14 protein-coding genes are annotated in these 17,708 nt (G+C 47.8%); 12 read left to right on the top strand and 2 right to left on the bottom strand.

Features of this window, described 5'->3' with window-relative positions; translation table 11 throughout:
* The first annotated feature begins 81 nt into the window (after positions 1-81).
* From QFZ81_RS27490 to QFZ81_RS27460, 7 genes are all read left to right on the top strand, one after another.
* Positions 82-945 carry a branched-chain amino acid ABC transporter permease gene (locus QFZ81_RS27490; RefSeq protein ID WP_307439478.1) on the top strand — a complete coding sequence of 288 codons (864 nt, stop codon included), beginning with the start codon at positions 82-84 and terminating at the stop codon, positions 943-945.
* 17 nt (positions 946-962) lie between these two features.
* Complete coding sequence (locus QFZ81_RS27485; RefSeq protein ID WP_307439481.1) at positions 963-1,913, top strand: branched-chain amino acid ABC transporter permease; 951 nt, start codon at positions 963-965, stop codon at positions 1,911-1,913.
* A 1-nt stretch (position 1,914) separates the two neighbouring features.
* Positions 1,915-2,676 carry an ABC transporter ATP-binding protein gene (locus tag QFZ81_RS27480; RefSeq protein ID WP_307439483.1) on the top strand — a complete coding sequence of 254 codons (762 nt, stop codon included), beginning with the start codon at positions 1,915-1,917 and terminating at the stop codon, positions 2,674-2,676.
* Entirely contained in the window at positions 2,676-3,392 is a 717-nt protein-coding gene (locus tag QFZ81_RS27475) for an ABC transporter ATP-binding protein (protein WP_307439486.1), read from the top strand. Before QFZ81_RS27480 ends, QFZ81_RS27475 begins: the two co-directional genes overlap by 1 nt.
* 900 nt (positions 3,393-4,292) lie before the next feature.
* Positions 4,293-6,254, top strand: a complete 1,962-nt coding sequence (locus tag QFZ81_RS27470) for a putative thiazole-containing bacteriocin maturation protein (RefSeq protein WP_307605448.1) — start codon at positions 4,293-4,295, stop codon at positions 6,252-6,254.
* Complete coding sequence (locus QFZ81_RS27465; RefSeq protein WP_307605447.1) at positions 6,251-8,194, top strand: TOMM precursor leader peptide-binding protein; 1,944 nt, start codon at positions 6,251-6,253, stop codon at positions 8,192-8,194. Before QFZ81_RS27470 ends, QFZ81_RS27465 begins: the two co-directional genes overlap by 4 nt.
* Before the next feature lie 107 nt (positions 8,195-8,301).
* Positions 8,302-9,882 (top strand): SagB family peptide dehydrogenase, encoded by a 1,581-nt coding sequence (locus QFZ81_RS27460; protein ID WP_307449444.1) that lies wholly within the window; start codon positions 8,302-8,304, stop codon positions 9,880-9,882.
* 228 nt (positions 9,883-10,110) lie between these two features.
* On the opposite strand, the gene QFZ81_RS27455 is transcribed toward QFZ81_RS27460, so the two are convergent.
* Together QFZ81_RS27455 and QFZ81_RS27450 are read right to left on the bottom strand one after the other, a co-directional pair.
* Positions 10,111-10,542 (bottom strand): hypothetical protein, encoded by a 432-nt coding sequence (locus QFZ81_RS27455; protein ID WP_307439494.1) that lies wholly within the window; start codon positions 10,540-10,542, stop codon positions 10,111-10,113.
* Between the two features lie 464 nt (positions 10,543-11,006).
* Complete coding sequence (locus tag QFZ81_RS27450; RefSeq protein ID WP_307439497.1) at positions 11,007-12,212, bottom strand: ROK family protein; 1,206 nt, start codon at positions 12,210-12,212, stop codon at positions 11,007-11,009.
* Positions 12,213-12,455: 243 nt separating this feature from the next.
* Here QFZ81_RS27450 and QFZ81_RS27445 point away from each other — a divergent pair, with 243 nt between their 5' ends.
* The 5 genes from QFZ81_RS27445 to QFZ81_RS27425 are packed head-to-tail and all read left to right on the top strand — an operon-like array spanning position 12,456 to position 17,686.
* Entirely contained in the window at positions 12,456-13,394 is a 939-nt protein-coding gene (locus QFZ81_RS27445) for a sugar phosphate isomerase/epimerase family protein (protein WP_307439499.1), read from the top strand.
* A 30-nt stretch (positions 13,395-13,424) separates the two neighbouring features.
* Positions 13,425-14,222, top strand: a complete 798-nt coding sequence (locus QFZ81_RS27440; RefSeq protein ID WP_307605446.1) for a sugar phosphate isomerase/epimerase family protein — start codon at positions 13,425-13,427, stop codon at positions 14,220-14,222.
* An 18-nt stretch (positions 14,223-14,240) separates the two neighbouring features.
* Positions 14,241-15,206 (top strand): ABC transporter permease, encoded by a 966-nt coding sequence (locus QFZ81_RS27435; protein WP_307439504.1) that lies wholly within the window; start codon positions 14,241-14,243, stop codon positions 15,204-15,206.
* Positions 15,207-15,239: 33 nt separating this feature from the next.
* Entirely contained in the window at positions 15,240-16,121 is an 882-nt protein-coding gene (locus QFZ81_RS27430) for a carbohydrate ABC transporter permease (RefSeq protein ID WP_307605445.1), read from the top strand.
* 29 nt (positions 16,122-16,150) lie between these two features.
* Positions 16,151-17,686: a type 2 periplasmic-binding domain-containing protein gene (locus QFZ81_RS27425; RefSeq protein ID WP_307605444.1), complete on the top strand. Its 1,536-nt coding sequence runs from the start codon at positions 16,151-16,153 to the stop codon at positions 17,684-17,686.
* The last annotated feature ends 22 nt before the right edge of the window (positions 17,687-17,708 follow it).

The following is a 17,708-nucleotide window of genomic DNA, read 5'->3' as shown; positions in this document are numbered from 1 at the left end:
AATAATAGCGATACCAAGTTACCCGGGCGCTGCCCGGGTAACTGTTTTGCTAATCACATTTTGAACATAGGAGGAGAAATCATGATTTGGCAGCAGCTATTCAACGGATTAACCGTCGGAAGTACATATTCGTTGATCGCAATCGGCTATACGCTCATATTTGGTGTGCTGCGTATTATTAATATGGCACATGGTCAGATCTTTATTTTTGGATCGCTTGTTGGTTTAAGCCTTGCTGTTAATTCCGGATTGCCGATTGGTTTTGCATTTCCAGTGGCCGTAATCGTATCCGGAATCCTGGGTCTTGGACTTGAATTCACAGCGCTGCGGCCTCTGAGGAAAAAGAACGTGCCGCATTTGGCTTCTTTAATTAGTACCATCGGCTTCGCTATTCTTATGGAAGAATTAACTCATGTGTTCTTCGGTGCAGATTCTCGTTCGGTGCCAGCGGTCGGCACGACAATTCTGCATATGGGTCCGGTGCAGTTGCGTATTGCAGATCTTATTATCATCGGTGTCTCGCTGTTTTTAATGATTGTTTTACATTATTGGATTCAAAAGACCAAAATGGGCAAAGCGCTTAGAGCAACTGCGGAGAATGTCGAAACGGCTGGTATTCTAGGCATCAATACGAATGCTATCATCATTATGACTGTCATGATTGCTTCGGGACTAGGCGGCATTGCCGGTATGCTGATCGGGATCACATATTCCGCGCTGATACCCACTATGGGTCTCACATTGGGATTCAAGGGATTGGCTGCACTTATCCTTGGCGGAGTTGGCAGTATACCCGGTGCCATGGTGTGCGGCATTATTATCGGTTTGTCTGAAGTTTTGGCCGTCGCCTATGGTGATTCCTCGTACAGGGATGCCGTTGCCTTCGGCATGATTATTATCATCCTGCTCATCAGGCCGCAGGGCTTGTTTGGGAAAAAAGCGTAAGGGGGACAGAAGAGAAGATGGACTTGCTAAATCCTTATACGCTGCAGGTAATTACATTTATGGTTTTAAATTTAATTTTGGCCATTAGCATTTATATCACGTTATCTACGGGGCAGCTTTCGCTCGGACATGCAGGTTTTATGAGCATTGGCGCATATACCACTGCAATTGCCACCAAATCGGCGGATTTGTCGCTTATAGTTGCACTGATTGTAGCCGTTATCCTTACTGGAGTCGTTGCCTTACTTGTCGGTTATCCGACATTAAGGCTGCACGGGTTATATCTGGCTATTGCCACCCTTGGTTTCGGGGAAGTCGTCCGGGTTATTATGCTCAACCTAGAAGTGACCAATGGAGCGCTGGGGTTGACCGGTTTGAAATCGATCGGAACACGGTTATATGATTTGGAAAAATTAATAGGAATCAGCGCATCGGATTGGGGCATTTCTGTTTCGCAAATGAAAGCATTATCGACCTTAATCGCAATGATTCTGTTGTTCATCGTCATTTTGCTGTGCCAAATCCGTTTGAACCGCTCCCGGGTTGGCCGTGCGTTCAGCGCCATCCGCGCAGACGAGACGGCGGCACGCGCAATGGGTATCAATATCACGTATTACAAGATGCTTGCTTATTTGATCGGTTCCATGATGGCTGGTCTGGGAGGCGGAATCTATGCCCATCTGACGACGACCATCACGCCTGACGATTTCAATTACCACCGGGTTGTGGAAATATTATCATTCGCCGTTATCGGCGGCTCGGAAGTCCTTATCGGTCCGCTCTTTGGGGCGACGCTGTTGACGGGACTACCGGAGTTTTTACGTGTCTTGTCCGAATACAAAATGATTTTCTACGGCAGTTTGTTAATTCTGGTCATGGCTTTCCGCCCGCATGGGTTGATAACTGCCAGTACGTTCTCCAAATGGAAAAAACGCAAAAACAAAACTTCCGGCAAAGGGGGCCAATAGCATGCTGCTCGAATTAAAACAAATAGGTAAAACATTCGGCGGTATTAAGGCGCTGTCGGACGTTAATTTTGCTATAGATCCAGGCCAGATTCTCGGCTTGATCGGACCTAATGGGGCTGGTAAAACAACGATTTTCAACATGATCACGGGCATTTTCTCGCCAACCACAGGAAGCATTACGTTTGAAGGAACGAATTTGGTGAATATGCCTCCCCATCAAATAACAGGACTTGGCATCGCGCGGACCTTTCAAAATATCCGTCTGTTCGGCCATATGAGCGCATTAGAAAACATCAAAGTCGGGATGCATTCGGTAACGAGATCCGGATTCTGGGCCTCTTTATTGCATCTGCCCCTCCAAAAGAAAGAGGAGGCTCATGTATGGGAACGGTCCATGGAGCTGCTCGAATTCGTTGGCTTGAAAGACGTCGCCGACATCCGATCCGATACGCTTGCGTATGGGCAGCAGCGCAAACTTGAAATCGCCCGTGCGCTTGCGACGAATCCGAAACTGCTTTTGCTTGATGAACCGGCAGCGGGAATGATCGAAAGCGAGACGCTCCAGCTGATGGAGCTCATCCGCAAAATTCGTGACAACGGTACGACGGTGTTGCTTGTAGAGCATGATATGCCTCTAGTAATGAACCTATGCGATAAAGTGGTTTGCATCAATTTCGGGGTGAAAATTGCTGAAGGCCCGCCAGAAGTAATCCAAAACCATCCCGATGTCATCGAAGCTTACCTCGGGAAGGAGGATGAGTAATGCTTACGATCCAGAATCTAGAAACGTATTATGGCAACATTCGCGCTTTAAAGGGAATCTCGCTCGAAGTGCCCGCAGGGAAAATCGTCTCCCTGATTGGAGCTAATGGGGCAGGGAAGTCTACGACGATGAAGACGGTCGCTGGGGTACTTACGCCGCGGAACGGTTCGATTACCCTTAACGGCAAACAAGTACAGGGAATGAGGCCGCACCAACTGGTGAAAGAAGGACTGGCTCTAGTGCCGGAAGGCCGACAGGTGCTTGCTCCGATGACCGTGTTCGAAAACCTTGAGTTAGGCGCTTATCAGCGCAGTGATCGTCAAGTTATTCAGCAGGACATCGAGAAGATGTTCGCGTGGTTCCCGATTCTGAAAGAACGGGTGAACCAGCTTGCCGGAACCATGTCCGGCGGACAGCAGCAAATGCTTGCCATCGCACGGGCGCTGATGTCTAGGCCAAAGCTCTTGCTGCTAGATGAGCCTTCCATGGGCCTTGCTCCGATTGTTGTGGCGGATATTTTTAAGGTTATTCAGCAAATTAATCAAGAAGGAACAACCGTGTTGATCGTGGAACAGAACGTTCGACAGGTGCTTAAGATTGCTCATTACGGGTATGTTCTCGAATCCGGACAAATTGTACTAAGCGGTGAGGCGCAAGATTTGCTGCACAATGATCGGGTAAAAGAAGCGTATCTCGGCGGAAAGAAACACGCATGAATGTTTACGAATAATAGAAGGTTAACGTTGGCGGCGGCGAATTGTGGATTTGATACACCACGGCTCGTCTCCATGTTGTAAATCCGCAAAAACGAAAAGCAAAAGGAGCTCAGCCAGTTGAACTTGGCTAGGCTCCTTTTTGCTATTCAGGGTAATGCGATTAATCGTTAAGTAAGTAACTTACGCAAAGATAAGCCATTCCCGCCAATCCGCATGCAATAAAGGTCAAATAAAATATAGGCATTTAGATCAGTAACAAGAGCGGAGCTAAGTTCATATGTTGTCATTGGGTACACGAATGAATTGGCGAATCTCACAGGGAAGTTGTATATGCTGTCGGCACAACTATCTATCAAACGGAGGTTGGAATGATGAATGATTTCAAAAAGGATTTAATGAAGTTGAATGTTTCCGAGTTCAAGGCAAGCGAGGCGACACCTTGGAACGCTCAAGGCCAACAAGATGCTCGATTATGCTTCACTTGTTTCAGTTGTATTAACTTAAATTGCTTCAATTGTTTCACTTGTCACCAATGCCATAACTGCCACAACTGTCACAATTGTCATAACTGCCACAATTGCCATAACTGTCATCATAACTGCCACAACTGCCATCATAACTGTCACCATGGAGGCCGTTGAGATTGTTTTTGCCGATAAGGTAACGTTTATACCCGTAATTGCTTGCTTCCAGGCGGAAGACAATGACTACTTAATGAGAAGCGAAGCCCCTGCAGCGACAGCGACCCAGGGGTTTTTCCCATGTCTAAGTAAGGGTGCACTTCACTGAATTGGCTGCAGGAAGAGCTCATAAAGAATGAGACATGAGGGACAAATAGCTGTACATAAGATTACTTGTGAAGAGTTAGGGCATGAGAACAGCTCACGGAGGAGGAAAAGAATGACAAATTTGAACCCTTCGATGCGACTGAAGGTGAATAGGGATACGTTTTTTCTCCCTGATCCAAACGGTAGTGTGTATTTTCGTAACAATGTAAGCTCGTTCCGCATGGAAGGCGAGTTGATCGATCAGTGGATTGAAAAACTGATACCGATATTCAACGGGGAGTATAGGTTGGAGGATTTGACAGACGGATTGCCGGACCAACACCGGAACCAGGTATATGGAATTGCAGAAATGTTGTATCGTAATGGCTTTGTTCGGGATGTGAGCCAAGACACTCCACATCAATTGCCGGATGAGGTTCTCCAGAAATATGCTTCTCAGATTGAATTTTTGGACAATTTCGGTGATTCGGGTGCTTACCGGTTTCAGTCCTATCGTCAGGCTAAAGTATTGCTGGTCGGCTCAGGTCCATTGTTGATCTCAGCGGTTTCTGCGCTGTTAGAATCCGGATTGCCCAAGTTTCACGTACTGGTCTCGGGTTCAGAGCCGACCCATCGGCAACGGATGCTAGAACTGGCCGCACATGCCCGTAAAACAGACACGAAAGTAGCCATAGAGGAGGTTACCCTTCAGAAGAAGGGGGTTAGTAATTGGCGGGAGGTTGTGAGGCCGTTTGATTCGATTTTATTTGTATCAGGGGAGGGTGATATCGAGGAACTGCGGGTTCTTCATGCGGTTTGCAGAAAGGAGAAGAAGGTGTTTCTTCCCGCTGTACGTGTGCAACAGGTGGGTCTGGCAGGTCCGCTAGTGCATCCGGACTTTGAAGGGTGCTGGGAGTCAGCGTGGCGCAGCATACACGAATCCGCGATTTGTAAAGACCCTCAGCTGCACACCATTTCTTCCACAGCGGGAGCGATGTTAACGAATGTGATTGTCTTTGAATTATTAAAAAGGATGACGGGAGCGAACGATTCGGACCAAAGTAATCAATTCTACCTGCTTAATCTGGAGACTTTGGAAGGAAAATGGCATTCGTTCAGGCCCCATCCGCTTATAACCGGACGTACCGCAGCTGGAAGGATTCACGATTTCGATCAACAGCTCGAACGGAGATTAGGCAAAAGTGAGAACGGATTGCTTCCTTACTTCAGCCAGTTAACATCGGCGGAATCAGGGATTTTCCATATTTGGGAGGAGGGTGACTTAAAACAGCTGCCACTCTCTCAGTGTCGCGTTAAAGCAGTCGATCCGCTATCGGAAGGACCGGCTGGGCTGCTGCCTGACATTGTTTGTAACGATTTGACGCATGAGGGAGCGCGACGGGAAGCAGGGCTGACCGGGATTGAAGCGTATGTGTCGCGAATGGCCGGCCTGCTCGTTTCGACATCATCTTCCCATGAGGAAGATGAGGGCAGCAGGATAGAACCTCATGAATTTATCGGCGTTGGAGTGGGAGAAACGGTTGCGGAAGGCATTGGCCGAGGGCTGCAAAGGTGTTTGGCCGAGGTACTGGGCAATCAACAGGCATGTCAGTTGCCTTCTGTCTTTCGAGTACAGTTGTCTGCGATAGAAGATAAACACTGCCAGTTTTATTTGCAGGCTTTGACGACGATGAAGGGAGCACCGATGATTGGGTTGGGAGAGAATGTGTCCGGATTTCCTGTAGTGTGGGTCGGTACGAACGATTGCTGGTATGGCTATGTAGACTTGAATGTGACCCTGGCGTTGCGGAAGGCTTTACGACAGGCTCTGTTGGAAGCGCAAAACCAACCGGATTGCCTCCAAACGCAAGCATTGGGAGTTTCGTCCGTGCGTCTTGAAGAACAGGCACCGCTAAGCCTCGAGATCCCCTCAAGTGAAAAGACGGCAAAATCGGAAATTCTGCAGTCCGCCCTGCAGGTCTTGGAACGGAACGGTAAGCGGCTATTGGTCTTCGATCTGGCAGTAGAACCGTTTTTGAAAGAGGAAGTGGCTGGGGTATTTGGCGTGGTGCTGCGTGAGGAGGGATCCTGGTGAGCGCTGTCGTTGTGATTGTTGGAGAAGGGGTTTTGGCGGACTGTGTGTACGGTGAACTGTCAGCCCAATTCGAGGTTGTACGTCAGATCGATTTCGAGGCGGGAGTACCGGAAGCGGTGGACTTGGCTCTGGTGCTGCACGATGCTTGGCATCCTTACATTCATCAAAAGGCGGAAGAGCTGCTGCAGCCAGCCGGCATCCCTTGGTTGCGCGGCTTCGTTTCCTTTGGTGAGGGATTGATCGGGCCTCTGGTTCGTCCTGGTACAAGCGGGTGCTCCCAGTGTGCAGACACGCGGCTCCTCATGGCGGGACGTGAGCGCAAGGAAATGCAGAAGCTGCAGCAGAGGCTGGTGGCACAGGGGGGAATGCCGTGTGATGCATGGGCGTCGCGTACAGGACTTTTGCAGGTGGCTCACCTGCTGGTGGTAGAGGCACGGAGGATGCTGCAAGGCGATCCAGTTCACTCGGCAGGGAAGGTGTTTTTGATCAATCTGAAAACGCTGGAGAACACACTTCACTTCTTTCTCCCAGACCCGCTGTGTCCAGTTTGTAGTCGATTGCCTGACGATTCTTCGACAGCAGCCCACATTTCGCTGCAACCAAGTCCGAAGATCAGCACGGAGAGTTACCGCTCCCGCCCGATGGATGACCTGAATAAAGTCTTGACTAGAGACTATCTGGATTATCGGGCTGGCTTTTTGAATGGGAAAATGGTTGATCTTGAGTCGCCATTTGCCGATGTGAGTGTGAATCTGCCGTTGTTCACAGAAGACGTTGGAGCGGCAGGTCGGACTCATTCCTATGCGGTGAGCGAGTTGACCGCCATTTTGGAGGGATTGGAGCGGTACTGCGGTCTAGCACCCCGAGGCAAACGAACGGTAGTCCATGGCTGCTTCCGCAATCTGAAAGATCAAGCGCTCGACCCTGTCAAGGTAGGGGTGCATACGAAGGAACAGTATGCTCAGCCGGGGTTTCCGTTCACAACATTCAATCCTGATCACCCAATCGATTGGGTATGGGGCTATTCGTTTTTGCAAGAGCGTCCGATTCTGGTTCCGGAGCAGCTCGCCTATTACAGCATGGGCTGCGGGCATGGTTTTGTGTTCGAGTCTTCCAATGGATGCGCATTAGGAGGAAGTTTGGAGGAGGCTATTTTTTACGGCATATTGGAAGTAGTGGAGCGAGATTCGTTTCTGATGACTTGGTATGCGCAGCTGCCTCTCCCACGCCTTGACCCTTATTCTGCTAACGACCGAGAATTGCAGTTGATGATCGATCGATTACGGGCAGTTGCGGGGTTTGATGTGTATTTCTTTAACTCGACGATGGAGCACGGGATTCCAAGCGTTTGGGGGGTGGCGAAAAACAGGAAACAAACAGGAGTGAATCTGATCTGTGCGGCCGGGGCTCATCCTGATCCAGTACGGGCAATGAAAGGCGCGGTTCACGAGTTGGCCGGCATGGTACTGAATCTTGATAAGAAATTTGAGGCGAACCGGGAATCGTATGTTCGTATGTTTCACGATTCCTCCCTGGTGCGGCAGATGGAGGATCATTCACTAATGTACGGTTTGCCGCAAGCACAGGAGCGCTTGCAATTTCTGCTGGATGAAAATCGCCCGTTGCGAACGTTTGAAGAGGAATTCAAGCGAGAGGCAAGGCATGCCGATTTAACGGATGATCTGAAGGATATTCTTAAGACATTCCGCCGAATGAATCTCGATGTGATCGTGGTGGATCTGACAGCGCCGGAAATCAAACGGAATGGACTGCATTGCGTGAAAGTGCTGATCCCGGGGATGCTGCCGATGACATTCGGACATCACTTTACCCGCGTGGAAGGGTTGGAGCGGGTGTTGAGAGTACCGGTGGAACTCGGGTATGCGAAGCAGCCGCTGAAGTTAGAACATCTCAATCCATATCCGCATCCGTTTCCATAGGGTTTTAGTCCACGCAAATCAGACTACCAACCGTCGGTATCAAATATAGAAACGTGGCGTGGTTGACACCCTCGTTCCTATCAGGAGGGAGAAGGATGAGTCTGAGTCTGAGTCTGGAGGCATTTCTGCACAATCTGCATTATGACATTGACAAGACCAAACCGCCGGACTTGGTGGTGGACTGGGAAGACAAACCGCTTGCGTATAAGCTCTACCGCGGTTTGTCTGCGGTTCCGTTATCTCCGGAAGTACCCCTGACGCTTGAAGGCGGCGAAGCGCCGGTAAAACCCGACCTTCGTCGAATCGGCCATTTTCTCTGGTACATATTCGGGCTCACGCAATTGTCCCAGTCAATTCCTGCCTCGAATTCCATGGTACAAAACATGGGTCTGCTGCAGTTGTACCGGCGGTTTGTTCCCTCAGGGGGAGCCTTATATCCGAATGAATTATATGTGTATCTGAAGCTAGATGATTTGCCAGCAGGGGTATATCATTATGATGTGGCGCACCACCGTCTGGTGTTGCTGCGCGAAGGCAATTTCGATTCATACTTAGCCCGGTCTCTTGGCAAACGCTGTGATGTGTCTGGCTGCTTTGGTGCTGTTTTTGTGTCGACCCTGTTTTGGAAAAACTTCTTTAAATACAATAACTTTTCCTACCGCCTGCAAGGACTGGATGCGGGTGCGCTGATTGGGCAGCTATTGGAAGTAGCCAAACGGTTTGGCTTTGCATCTGGGGTGTATTTCCAGTTCCTTGATCGGGCCGTGAATCATCTACTCGGGGTATCGGAACGAGAGGAGAGTGTGTATGCGGTAATTCCGCTTTCGGTGGAACCTTCGATCTCTTGGTTTGCTAATAGGAAGGAGGGAGAGGGAGTTATCTCCGCCACCGAATTATGCCGGGAGATGCCAATGGTTCAGCATGATCACTACGTCCGTTCCCGACGGGTCAAGGAGTTTCCGATGCTAATCAAGATGAACGAAGCATCCCTATTGGAATCGCTTCGGCCTTTACGGCGAATTGGGGAAGATAAGATCGTTCACTGCGAAGATAACCCGGTGCCTCTGCCCCGCGTAGAGCGGCTCTTGTACGATCTGGCGTCAGTAAGTCGAAAGCGGTTTTCACCCGACGGTGATTTTGTAATGGGCAAGGTAAGCCAAGAACAGTTGGCCTTGCTGCTGCAGGAGGCTACGGCTTCCTTCAGGTATCGGAATGATTTGGATGGAGCACAGGAGAACCCCGTTTCACGCGTCTCACTGTACGGCTGTTTGTATAACATTGACGGCATTCCGGACGGCGCTTACCATTATGACAGTGCTGCTCATACGTTACGGCGGGTACGTCATGGAGATCATCGGCTCAGGCTGCAGCAGGGAATGCCTTCCGATAACGTGAACCTGTTTCAAGTTCCGCTATGCTTTCATGTGGCAGGAGACAAAGAGCATCTCGTAAGTGCTCTGGGGTATAGGGGATACCGCATCCAACAGATGGAAGCGGGGATGCTCGTGCAGCGTTTATTGTTGGCGGCAACCGCTATCGGAATAGGGGGACATCCGCTTCTCGGATTTGATGCCAGATTGTGTGATGAGATCTATAAGATGGCTTCGCGAGGATTAACCAGCCTGATCCAAGTCCCGGTTGGACCTTATCGTCATTGCCCCCGATTGGTAGGAGGTTTGTACGGCTAGAAGAGGCTTAATTGAGAGCTTTATGTGAGTATTAGGGTCGTTTAGAGGCAAAGAGATGACGTTGGAAAAATAAACCACAACACAAAGGGAGCTCACAAATTCGGTGAACTCCCTTTGTGCTATCTCTAAAGTAAGAATCTTATCAGTAATTCTAAAATACCGTAATCAAAAATTGGATATAAGTTTCTAATGATTCAGCAGGGATTTGGGTATGTAATTGGATCAAATTCACGACGAAGCAGGCTCCGTCGAGTCCCCAACCGATATAGCTCGATACTGCCACAGAACATCATGGATTGCAGCAGACTTTGTTTCACAGCATTGTAGGATAACGGCAATCTCCGGAACGGGCCTTCGAGGTGAACATGCTATTGCCCGTTCGCCTTTGAGCATCCTGGCCAAGCGAACCGCCCCAAATCCAATGGCAAAGCCTACAACCGCGGAAATCAGCCCCCATGCAATCGGACCCCAATGTAATATAAAGCCTACGCTTGTCCCAATAACACAAGAAGCCGTTGCGACAGCCATACCGACCTCGAACGCCCTGGCTTGAATGTCCACAGCTCGAAGTGCAAGTTTTTTTGGATCCTTGTGATATTGATCCATGGGTACAACCAAGATGCTATCGCGATCAATACCGGTTTTCTCCAACACCGCCAACGATTGTCTCCATCCAGTTTTTCAACAGCAGATATTATAATCTCGGTTGGTTCGAAAATCGCTCTCATGATACAACCGCTTTTTTGTCACTATCTTTGATGCTTACCAGTATTTTCTTCGTGTGGGTGTTGAAGTTAAAGTGGAAATATAGTTGGCCCAAGTACATACTGTCTGTAGCTGTCGTATTTGGCGTTAATATGATTCTTGAAATATTCGGAGTGCTGTACACTCTCGTATGGTGGGATTTCTTATATTGTGCTGGAGTGAATTTTATCATACTCTTAGTAGCTGAGATCATAAGTAAACGCTTATGGAACGGTCCTAACGATTTGCTTCAATGAATGTGGATTTGCCAAGCCATGACTCGCCTCCATAAATAGGAAAGAGCACTGACTAATAGGTCAGTGCTCTTTCCTATTTATGGAGCAAAAAGGGCTATGCAATCCTAAAGTGAAGGTTTGTTTTTACTGAATCATTGTAAAAGAAAAATGTTGATCAAGCGCATAATTGATTGCACCGAGTGCTCCGCCGATTTCGGGCAATACGGCGGTGTCTACCGCTATTCCGGCAGAGAGGGCCATCATGGACCGCTGCTTCATTACTTTAGTGGCGGTTTGTACATATGTGCAGCACATGCTCGGAATGGATCCCCCAAGAATGATAGCTTCGGGATTCAGCAAATTGACCAGATTAGCCAAAGCAATACCTAGATAAGTGGCGGCATGGTTAACGACGCGTATCGCTAATTCATCGCCCTGATCTGCGGCCAAGCAAACGTCCCTTGCCTGAAGAAGTTGGAGATCGTTTCCTGGTACTATGCCGTTAAGCAAACTTTCCTCTTGTCTGGAGCGAAGCTGTCTGCGGGCTTCCTGTTCGATCGCTGAAGCCGTAGCGTACAAGTGCAAACATCCGTTATTTCCACAAGGACATACAGGTCCGTCTGGTTCAACCGTAATATGCCCGAGCTCACCTGCCCCGCCGAATGAACCGGACACCAACTGCCGATCATTAAAGATTCCGGCAGCTATGCCGGAGCCGACCCCGACATAAATCATATGCTTGTAGCCGCTTCCCGAACCGAATCGGCATTCGGCAAGCCCGCGGGCGCGATGCCTGTTTATGGCCACGGTGGGCCAACCAAGCTTTTTGCTTACCATTTCCTCGATGTCCACGTTAGACCAGCCCAAATCTGATGCGCTCCTAATAATACCTCGTCTCGTATCGACAAGACCGGGTACCCCCAGACCGAACAATTTGATGACCTCTATGTCCAATTCCTTAACAAACTTTGAGGTTTGATCAGTCAACTCCTGGATCGCTGTCTCGGGTTGGGACGAGCTGACTGGTATTTTCGTCATATGCAGGACATTGCCAAGTAAGTCAAACACGCCTAGCGTCCATACTTGATTGTCCAAATCGGCACCCATAATGCCATGGGATCCTGGCACAAGCTCTAGAGAAATAGCTGGACGCCCACCCGTGGATGGGGCTTTTTCCGTTTCTTTGACAAGATTCCAATCCATTAGCTCGGAAATCGTTGAAGAGATGGTAGCCCTGCTCAGTTCCGTAACTTTGGTCAATTTAATCCGAGGCATGGATCCATGCATGCGCAAGGCTTGAATGATACTGGTTTTGCTGCCCTTTTGATCACTTTTGTTAGGAATTATCATGAACTTCACCGTCGCTATATCATTATGTCATTAAATCGATTATACCTGAACCTATAGTTATAAGGGTAGTGTACTCACTTTAATAAAAAACAGAACAAAGTTCAATATATTTTTACCTAAAAGGGTCATGTTTCATTATTAATCTCTTTAAAAAATAAAACTTAATTTGAATATTGACATAAGTATCGCGATTGAATTATGATATCCTCATACTAATGTAAGCGCTATTACGGAGGGGATAGGATGAAAACAATGATTGTCTTAGGCGGTAATATGTATGATGATTCTACAATCGAGCATTTTTTGAAAGATGCGGCTGCTATTGGCTATGAGGGTGTGGAGATTCGTGGTGTTGGTGAGTTGAAAGACGGTCATATTCCGCAAGAACGGGCGGAGCAAATTAAAGATTTGCTTGAAGGCTATCGTCTAACGCCTATTAATCTGTCATTGTTTGTAGGAAATTTTGCCTGTAATACGGAGGAGGAAAATAATGCCGAGTTTCTGAAATGGGAGCGCTATCTCAATTTTGCATCAACGATCGGATGCGGCATGATGAGATTGAATCCAGGATTCCAGCATTCCGATGAGGTATCCAAGGATGATTTTGCGAAAGCTGTGAAGTGGTTTCAACTCTGTGCCGATGCCGCAAGCAAACGCAATATCCGAGCGGTTATTGAAATGCACCATGGAACACTATGTGATACTGCGGATTCGTCAATCGCCTTTGTTGAAGCGGTAGGGCGAAGTAATGTAGGGCTGATCATGGATCCGGTCAACTTGTATCAGGTACCGACAGATTATGGTATAGAAACCATTAAACGCTTAAAACCATACCTCTTCAATGTTCATATCAAAGACATCGTGGAATTGAAAGGAAACCAGTATCCTTGGGCTTTCGAATATAGTGACTATGTGCCGCATATCGGCCGATACCACCGGGTCGTGCCTAAACAGGGCAAACATGAAGCACAATATTTTTGTCACCGGCTTATTAATCAAGGCGGCATCGACTGGTACGAAGTTTTCCGCGGGCTGGAGCAAATCGGGTACAGCGGCTACCTCACTGTTGAAAGTGTTAGCAAGCCTGGCTCCGATCTTCCTGTACATACCGTGTTAGCGCAGCAATGTTATAAGGATGTGCAGCAATTGCTAAGTATCACAAAATCTAATGTCAACGTATAAAAAGTTCGACTGAGGGAGTGTAGCGCTGCTGTGGAAAATTCAGAAAAGCCATTTTCTTTTTCACTCTTTGTCAAACATTGGAAAGATAAACCGGCTCCCGAGCTGGCCCGCTTTGTAAGCGGTATCGGCTTTGACGGCATCGAGCTTCCTGTGCGTGCCGGGTTTCAGGTTGAGCCTGAAACCGCCCAGAAAACGCTGCCGGAATTCGCTAAGCAGCTCGGTGAACAAGGGGTCAACATATACAGCGTTGCCGCTTCAACCGATGAATCGATTTTCGCCGCATGTGCGGAGGCTGGAGTGCCGCTTATCCGGATCATGGCCAACATAGATCAGGACGGCTATAAGGCGACGGAAGAAAGGACCAAGCGGATGTTGGAAGAGCTTGTCCCGCTTTGCGTGAAGTACGGCGTGAAGGTCGGCGTCCAGCAGCATTACGGAAACTTTATCATCGATTCCAATGGAATTATGAGGTTGATGGATAACCTCAGCCCGGGCCATATCGGTGTAGTCTGGGATGCTGCGCACGACGCATTCGCGGGACAGCAGCCTGAATATGGATTAGACATCGTTTGGTCCCACCTTGCGATGGTGAATCTGAAAAACGGTTTCTTTATTCGAAGCAACGGACCTGAAGCCGAAACAGCCGAGTGGAAGCGTCATTTTACGACCGGACGGCATGGAATGGCCCACTGGCCAAGGATTGCTGCTTATGTGAAAGAACGAAACTATGCCGGCGTTGTCTGTTTGACTGCGGAATACACGGATCTTGCCAATAAAGACCGCTACATCACCGAAGATCTTGCTTACGCGAAGTCGCTTTTTAAGTAATGAAGGAGGTGCAGTACCATGGCAGCTCAGAGTGAATTGTATTTAAGCAGTCTCGCAAAAACCGCACCGCAAAGCAGATGGAAGCATGTGATGCACGGACTTAGACGAGACAAATTTCTTTATTTGTTGATTGCTCCTGGCGTGTTGTTTTTTCTGATATTCAAATATGTTCCTATGTGGGGAGTCGTCATCGCTTTCCAAGATTACTCGCCATACCTAGGTGTAACCGGAAGTCAGTGGGTTGGCTTTGACCATTTTATCCGCTTTTTTTCAAACCACGACTTCTACCTTTTATTTCGAAATACGATGGCTATCAGCTTGCTGAGCCTGGTGTTCTTTTTTCCGCTGCCGATCATACTTTCACTTTTATTGAACGAACTGCGCAATGCAATCTACAAAAAGTGGATCCAATCGATCGTGTATATGCCACACTTTCTTTCGTGGGTTATTATCGCAGGGATTACCTTCTTGTTGTTGTCGCAGTCGTCGGGCATTGTCAATAAGATGCTAGTCAGTTTAGGGGCTGCCAAATATGACTTTTTAACGAATGAAAATAATTTCTGGGTACTGCTTACCGTACAGAACGTCTGGAAAGAAGCCGGATGGGGAACGATCATTTTCCTAGCCGCTATTGCGGGCGTGGATCCTCAGCAGTATGAAGCGGCTAAAATGGACGGAGCCAACCGTATCCGGCAAGCCTGGCACGTAACGCTGCCCGCAATCCGCAGTGTCATTGTCGTTTTGTTCATTTTAAAGCTCGGTCATATTATGGACGTAGGTTTCGAGCAAGTATTTTTGATGATGAACGGCGCAGTGTCCAATGTCGCGGATGTATTTGAAACTTACGTTTATCGTCTCGGTATTCAGCAGGGACAATTCAGCTTCAGTACCGCTGTCGGTTTGTTCAAATCGGTGGTTGGATTGATTCTGGTTATTGCAGCCAATAAGCTGGCAAAACGTTTTGGCGAAGAAGGCGTTTATTAATCACCGCTAACTATCAGAAACGGGGTGAGAATAATGAAACGAAGCATAGGCGACCGCATTTTTGATACGGCGAATATCATTGTGCTTGGCATTATAGCGATCATTACGCTTTTTCCGCTTTATTATGTATTTGTCGTTTCTTTTACGGATCCGGCGGAGTATATCCAGAAGCAAGGCTATATCTTATTTCCAGAAAAATGGACATTGGATTCTTACAAATATTTGTTGTCTACGTCGGCTTTTCAAAGCGCAACTATGATCAGTGGTTTTCTAGCTACTGTCGGAACCGCACTCAGCCTGGTGATAACAGCTGCACTCGCATATGGTTTATCCCGTAAGCGGTTGCAGGGTAGAAGACTGATCATGCTATTGATTCTTATCACACTTTTGTTCAGTCCGGGATTGATCCCGCCTTACTTGCTGGTTCGCGATTTGGGCTTGATTAACAGCATCTGGTCATTGATTTTACCGGTGCTGACCAGCGGATGGTACGTCATCCTGATGAAAAGCTTCTTCGACAGCATTCCGGTTGAGTTGGAGGAATCCGCTATCATTGACGGATCAACCGATATCGGCGTTTTCTTCCGGATCGTTCTTCCACTGTCACTTCCCGCACTTGCCGCATTCGGATTATTTTACGCAGTGGCTTACTGGAACACATTCTTTAGTGCGGTATTATACATCAATGATCATGCCAAATGGCCGCTTCAGCTCGTGCTGCGCAATATGTTGATCGACTCATCGACTCAAGCGGGGGGATCGGCAGCAGCGGAGATGATGGCAGAACAAAGTATCCCTACCGAAACTTTAAAAATGGCTGCAATCGTTATAGCGACGCTTCCAATCCTGTGTGTTTATCCGTTCCTACAAAAGCATTTTGCCAAAGGCGTCATGCTGGGTTCGGTGAAAGGATAATCTTTTTAAAATGAATGAGGAGGGTTAATATGAAAGAAATAGGAAGGGTCATCACATCTAAAGCGGCGCCTGCATCTCTAGCATTCATCATGGTAGCATCGGTCCTATCGGCTTGTTCCGGCGGTGCAACGCCAGTTTCAACAACAGGAACATCCGCTACGGCTGACAGTGGTACACCAACGGAAATCAGCATTTTCACGGAGTTTAGCACACCGGAACCTCCAGCAGCTGATAATCCAGTTACGAAGGAATTTGAGAAGCGCACGAATACCAAGCTGAATATTACTTGGGCATCTCCAAATGCATGGGAAGAGAAGCAAAACGTTATGCTGGCATCGGGCGACATGCCTGATTTGATGAAGATCAAGGACATGAAACAAACGCAGGCGATTAACATGATTAAGCAAGGCGCGTTTTGGGATTTGACGCCTTATCTGAAGGATTATAAAAATTTGTCGGCTTATCCGAAAGAAATTATGGACAGTGTCAAAGTGAATGGCAAACAATACATCCTGCCGTCGGTACGTCCGCTCCATGGAAGCAGCTTCTTCAATATTCGCCAAGATTGGTTGGATAACGTAGGGCTGAAGATGCCGCATACGATGGATGAGTTTTACACGGCATTAAAAGCATTTGTTGATAAAGACCCCGACAAAAACGGCAAGGCTGATACGTATGGTTATAACGGCAAGAACTGGGAAAAAGTGATCGATATTTTCAACAAAAGTAACGGTAAGTGGAAAGAAGCGGGCGGCAAGCTGGTTGACACCGATCTGGAACAGGGAACAAGAGACGGACTTATTTATTTAAATAAGATGTACAAGGATAAAATATTGCCTGAAGATTTCATTGCTATGAAAACCACCGACTTTGAAAACATGGCGAAAGCGGGCAAAGTCGGTGTCCAAATGGATACCACGGAAGGTGTTTTCCGTTCTACGGAAGGTGCACAAAAGCTTGATCCGAAAGCCGATTTTGTCGCTATGAATTATCTTGAAAGCCCAGCCGGGAAAATGGTTCATACGGGTTCCGGATTTGCCGGGCTATACGTGATCCCGAAAAAAGTTCCTGAAGCCAAAATGAAGAAAATCCTGGCTTTGATGGATTACGGCGCATCGGAGGAAGGCTTTGAATTGGCCTGCTACGGCTTTAAGGATATCCACTTCAAGGTGGTAGACGGCTTCAAAACAGCTACAGAGCAAGCTGTCAAAGACAGTGTATCGCAAAGCTCGTTCGGTAAAATCTTCGAAAGATTCGATCCATACCTGTGGGCCTACCGCGTAGGTATGCCAAAAGCAACCTTCGAGCGTAACAAGAAAATTGTTGACGATCGAGCAAATTATGGGGTAGCAGATGTATCGATCGGTCTGTTGTCCGAAGTCGATTTGAAAATGGGACCGGACTATAAGAAGAAGATGGACGATATGAAAGTTAAAGTGATCATGGGTAAAGAACCGATCGAATCATGGGATGCTATGGTTAAAACGTTCAAAATGGACGCCAATTATATGAAGATGATCGAGGAGTTCAACAAGGCCTATCAGGATAGAAAAAACGGTAAGTAAACAGAGAAAAGGAGTCGAGAGT

This window comes from Paenibacillus sp. V4I9, assembly GCF_030817295.1.
Classification (GTDB): domain Bacteria; phylum Bacillota; class Bacilli; order Paenibacillales; family NBRC-103111; genus Paenibacillus_E.
The sequence above is the reverse complement of the archived record's forward strand: the minus strand, read 5'-3'. Positions and strand labels throughout refer to the sequence as shown.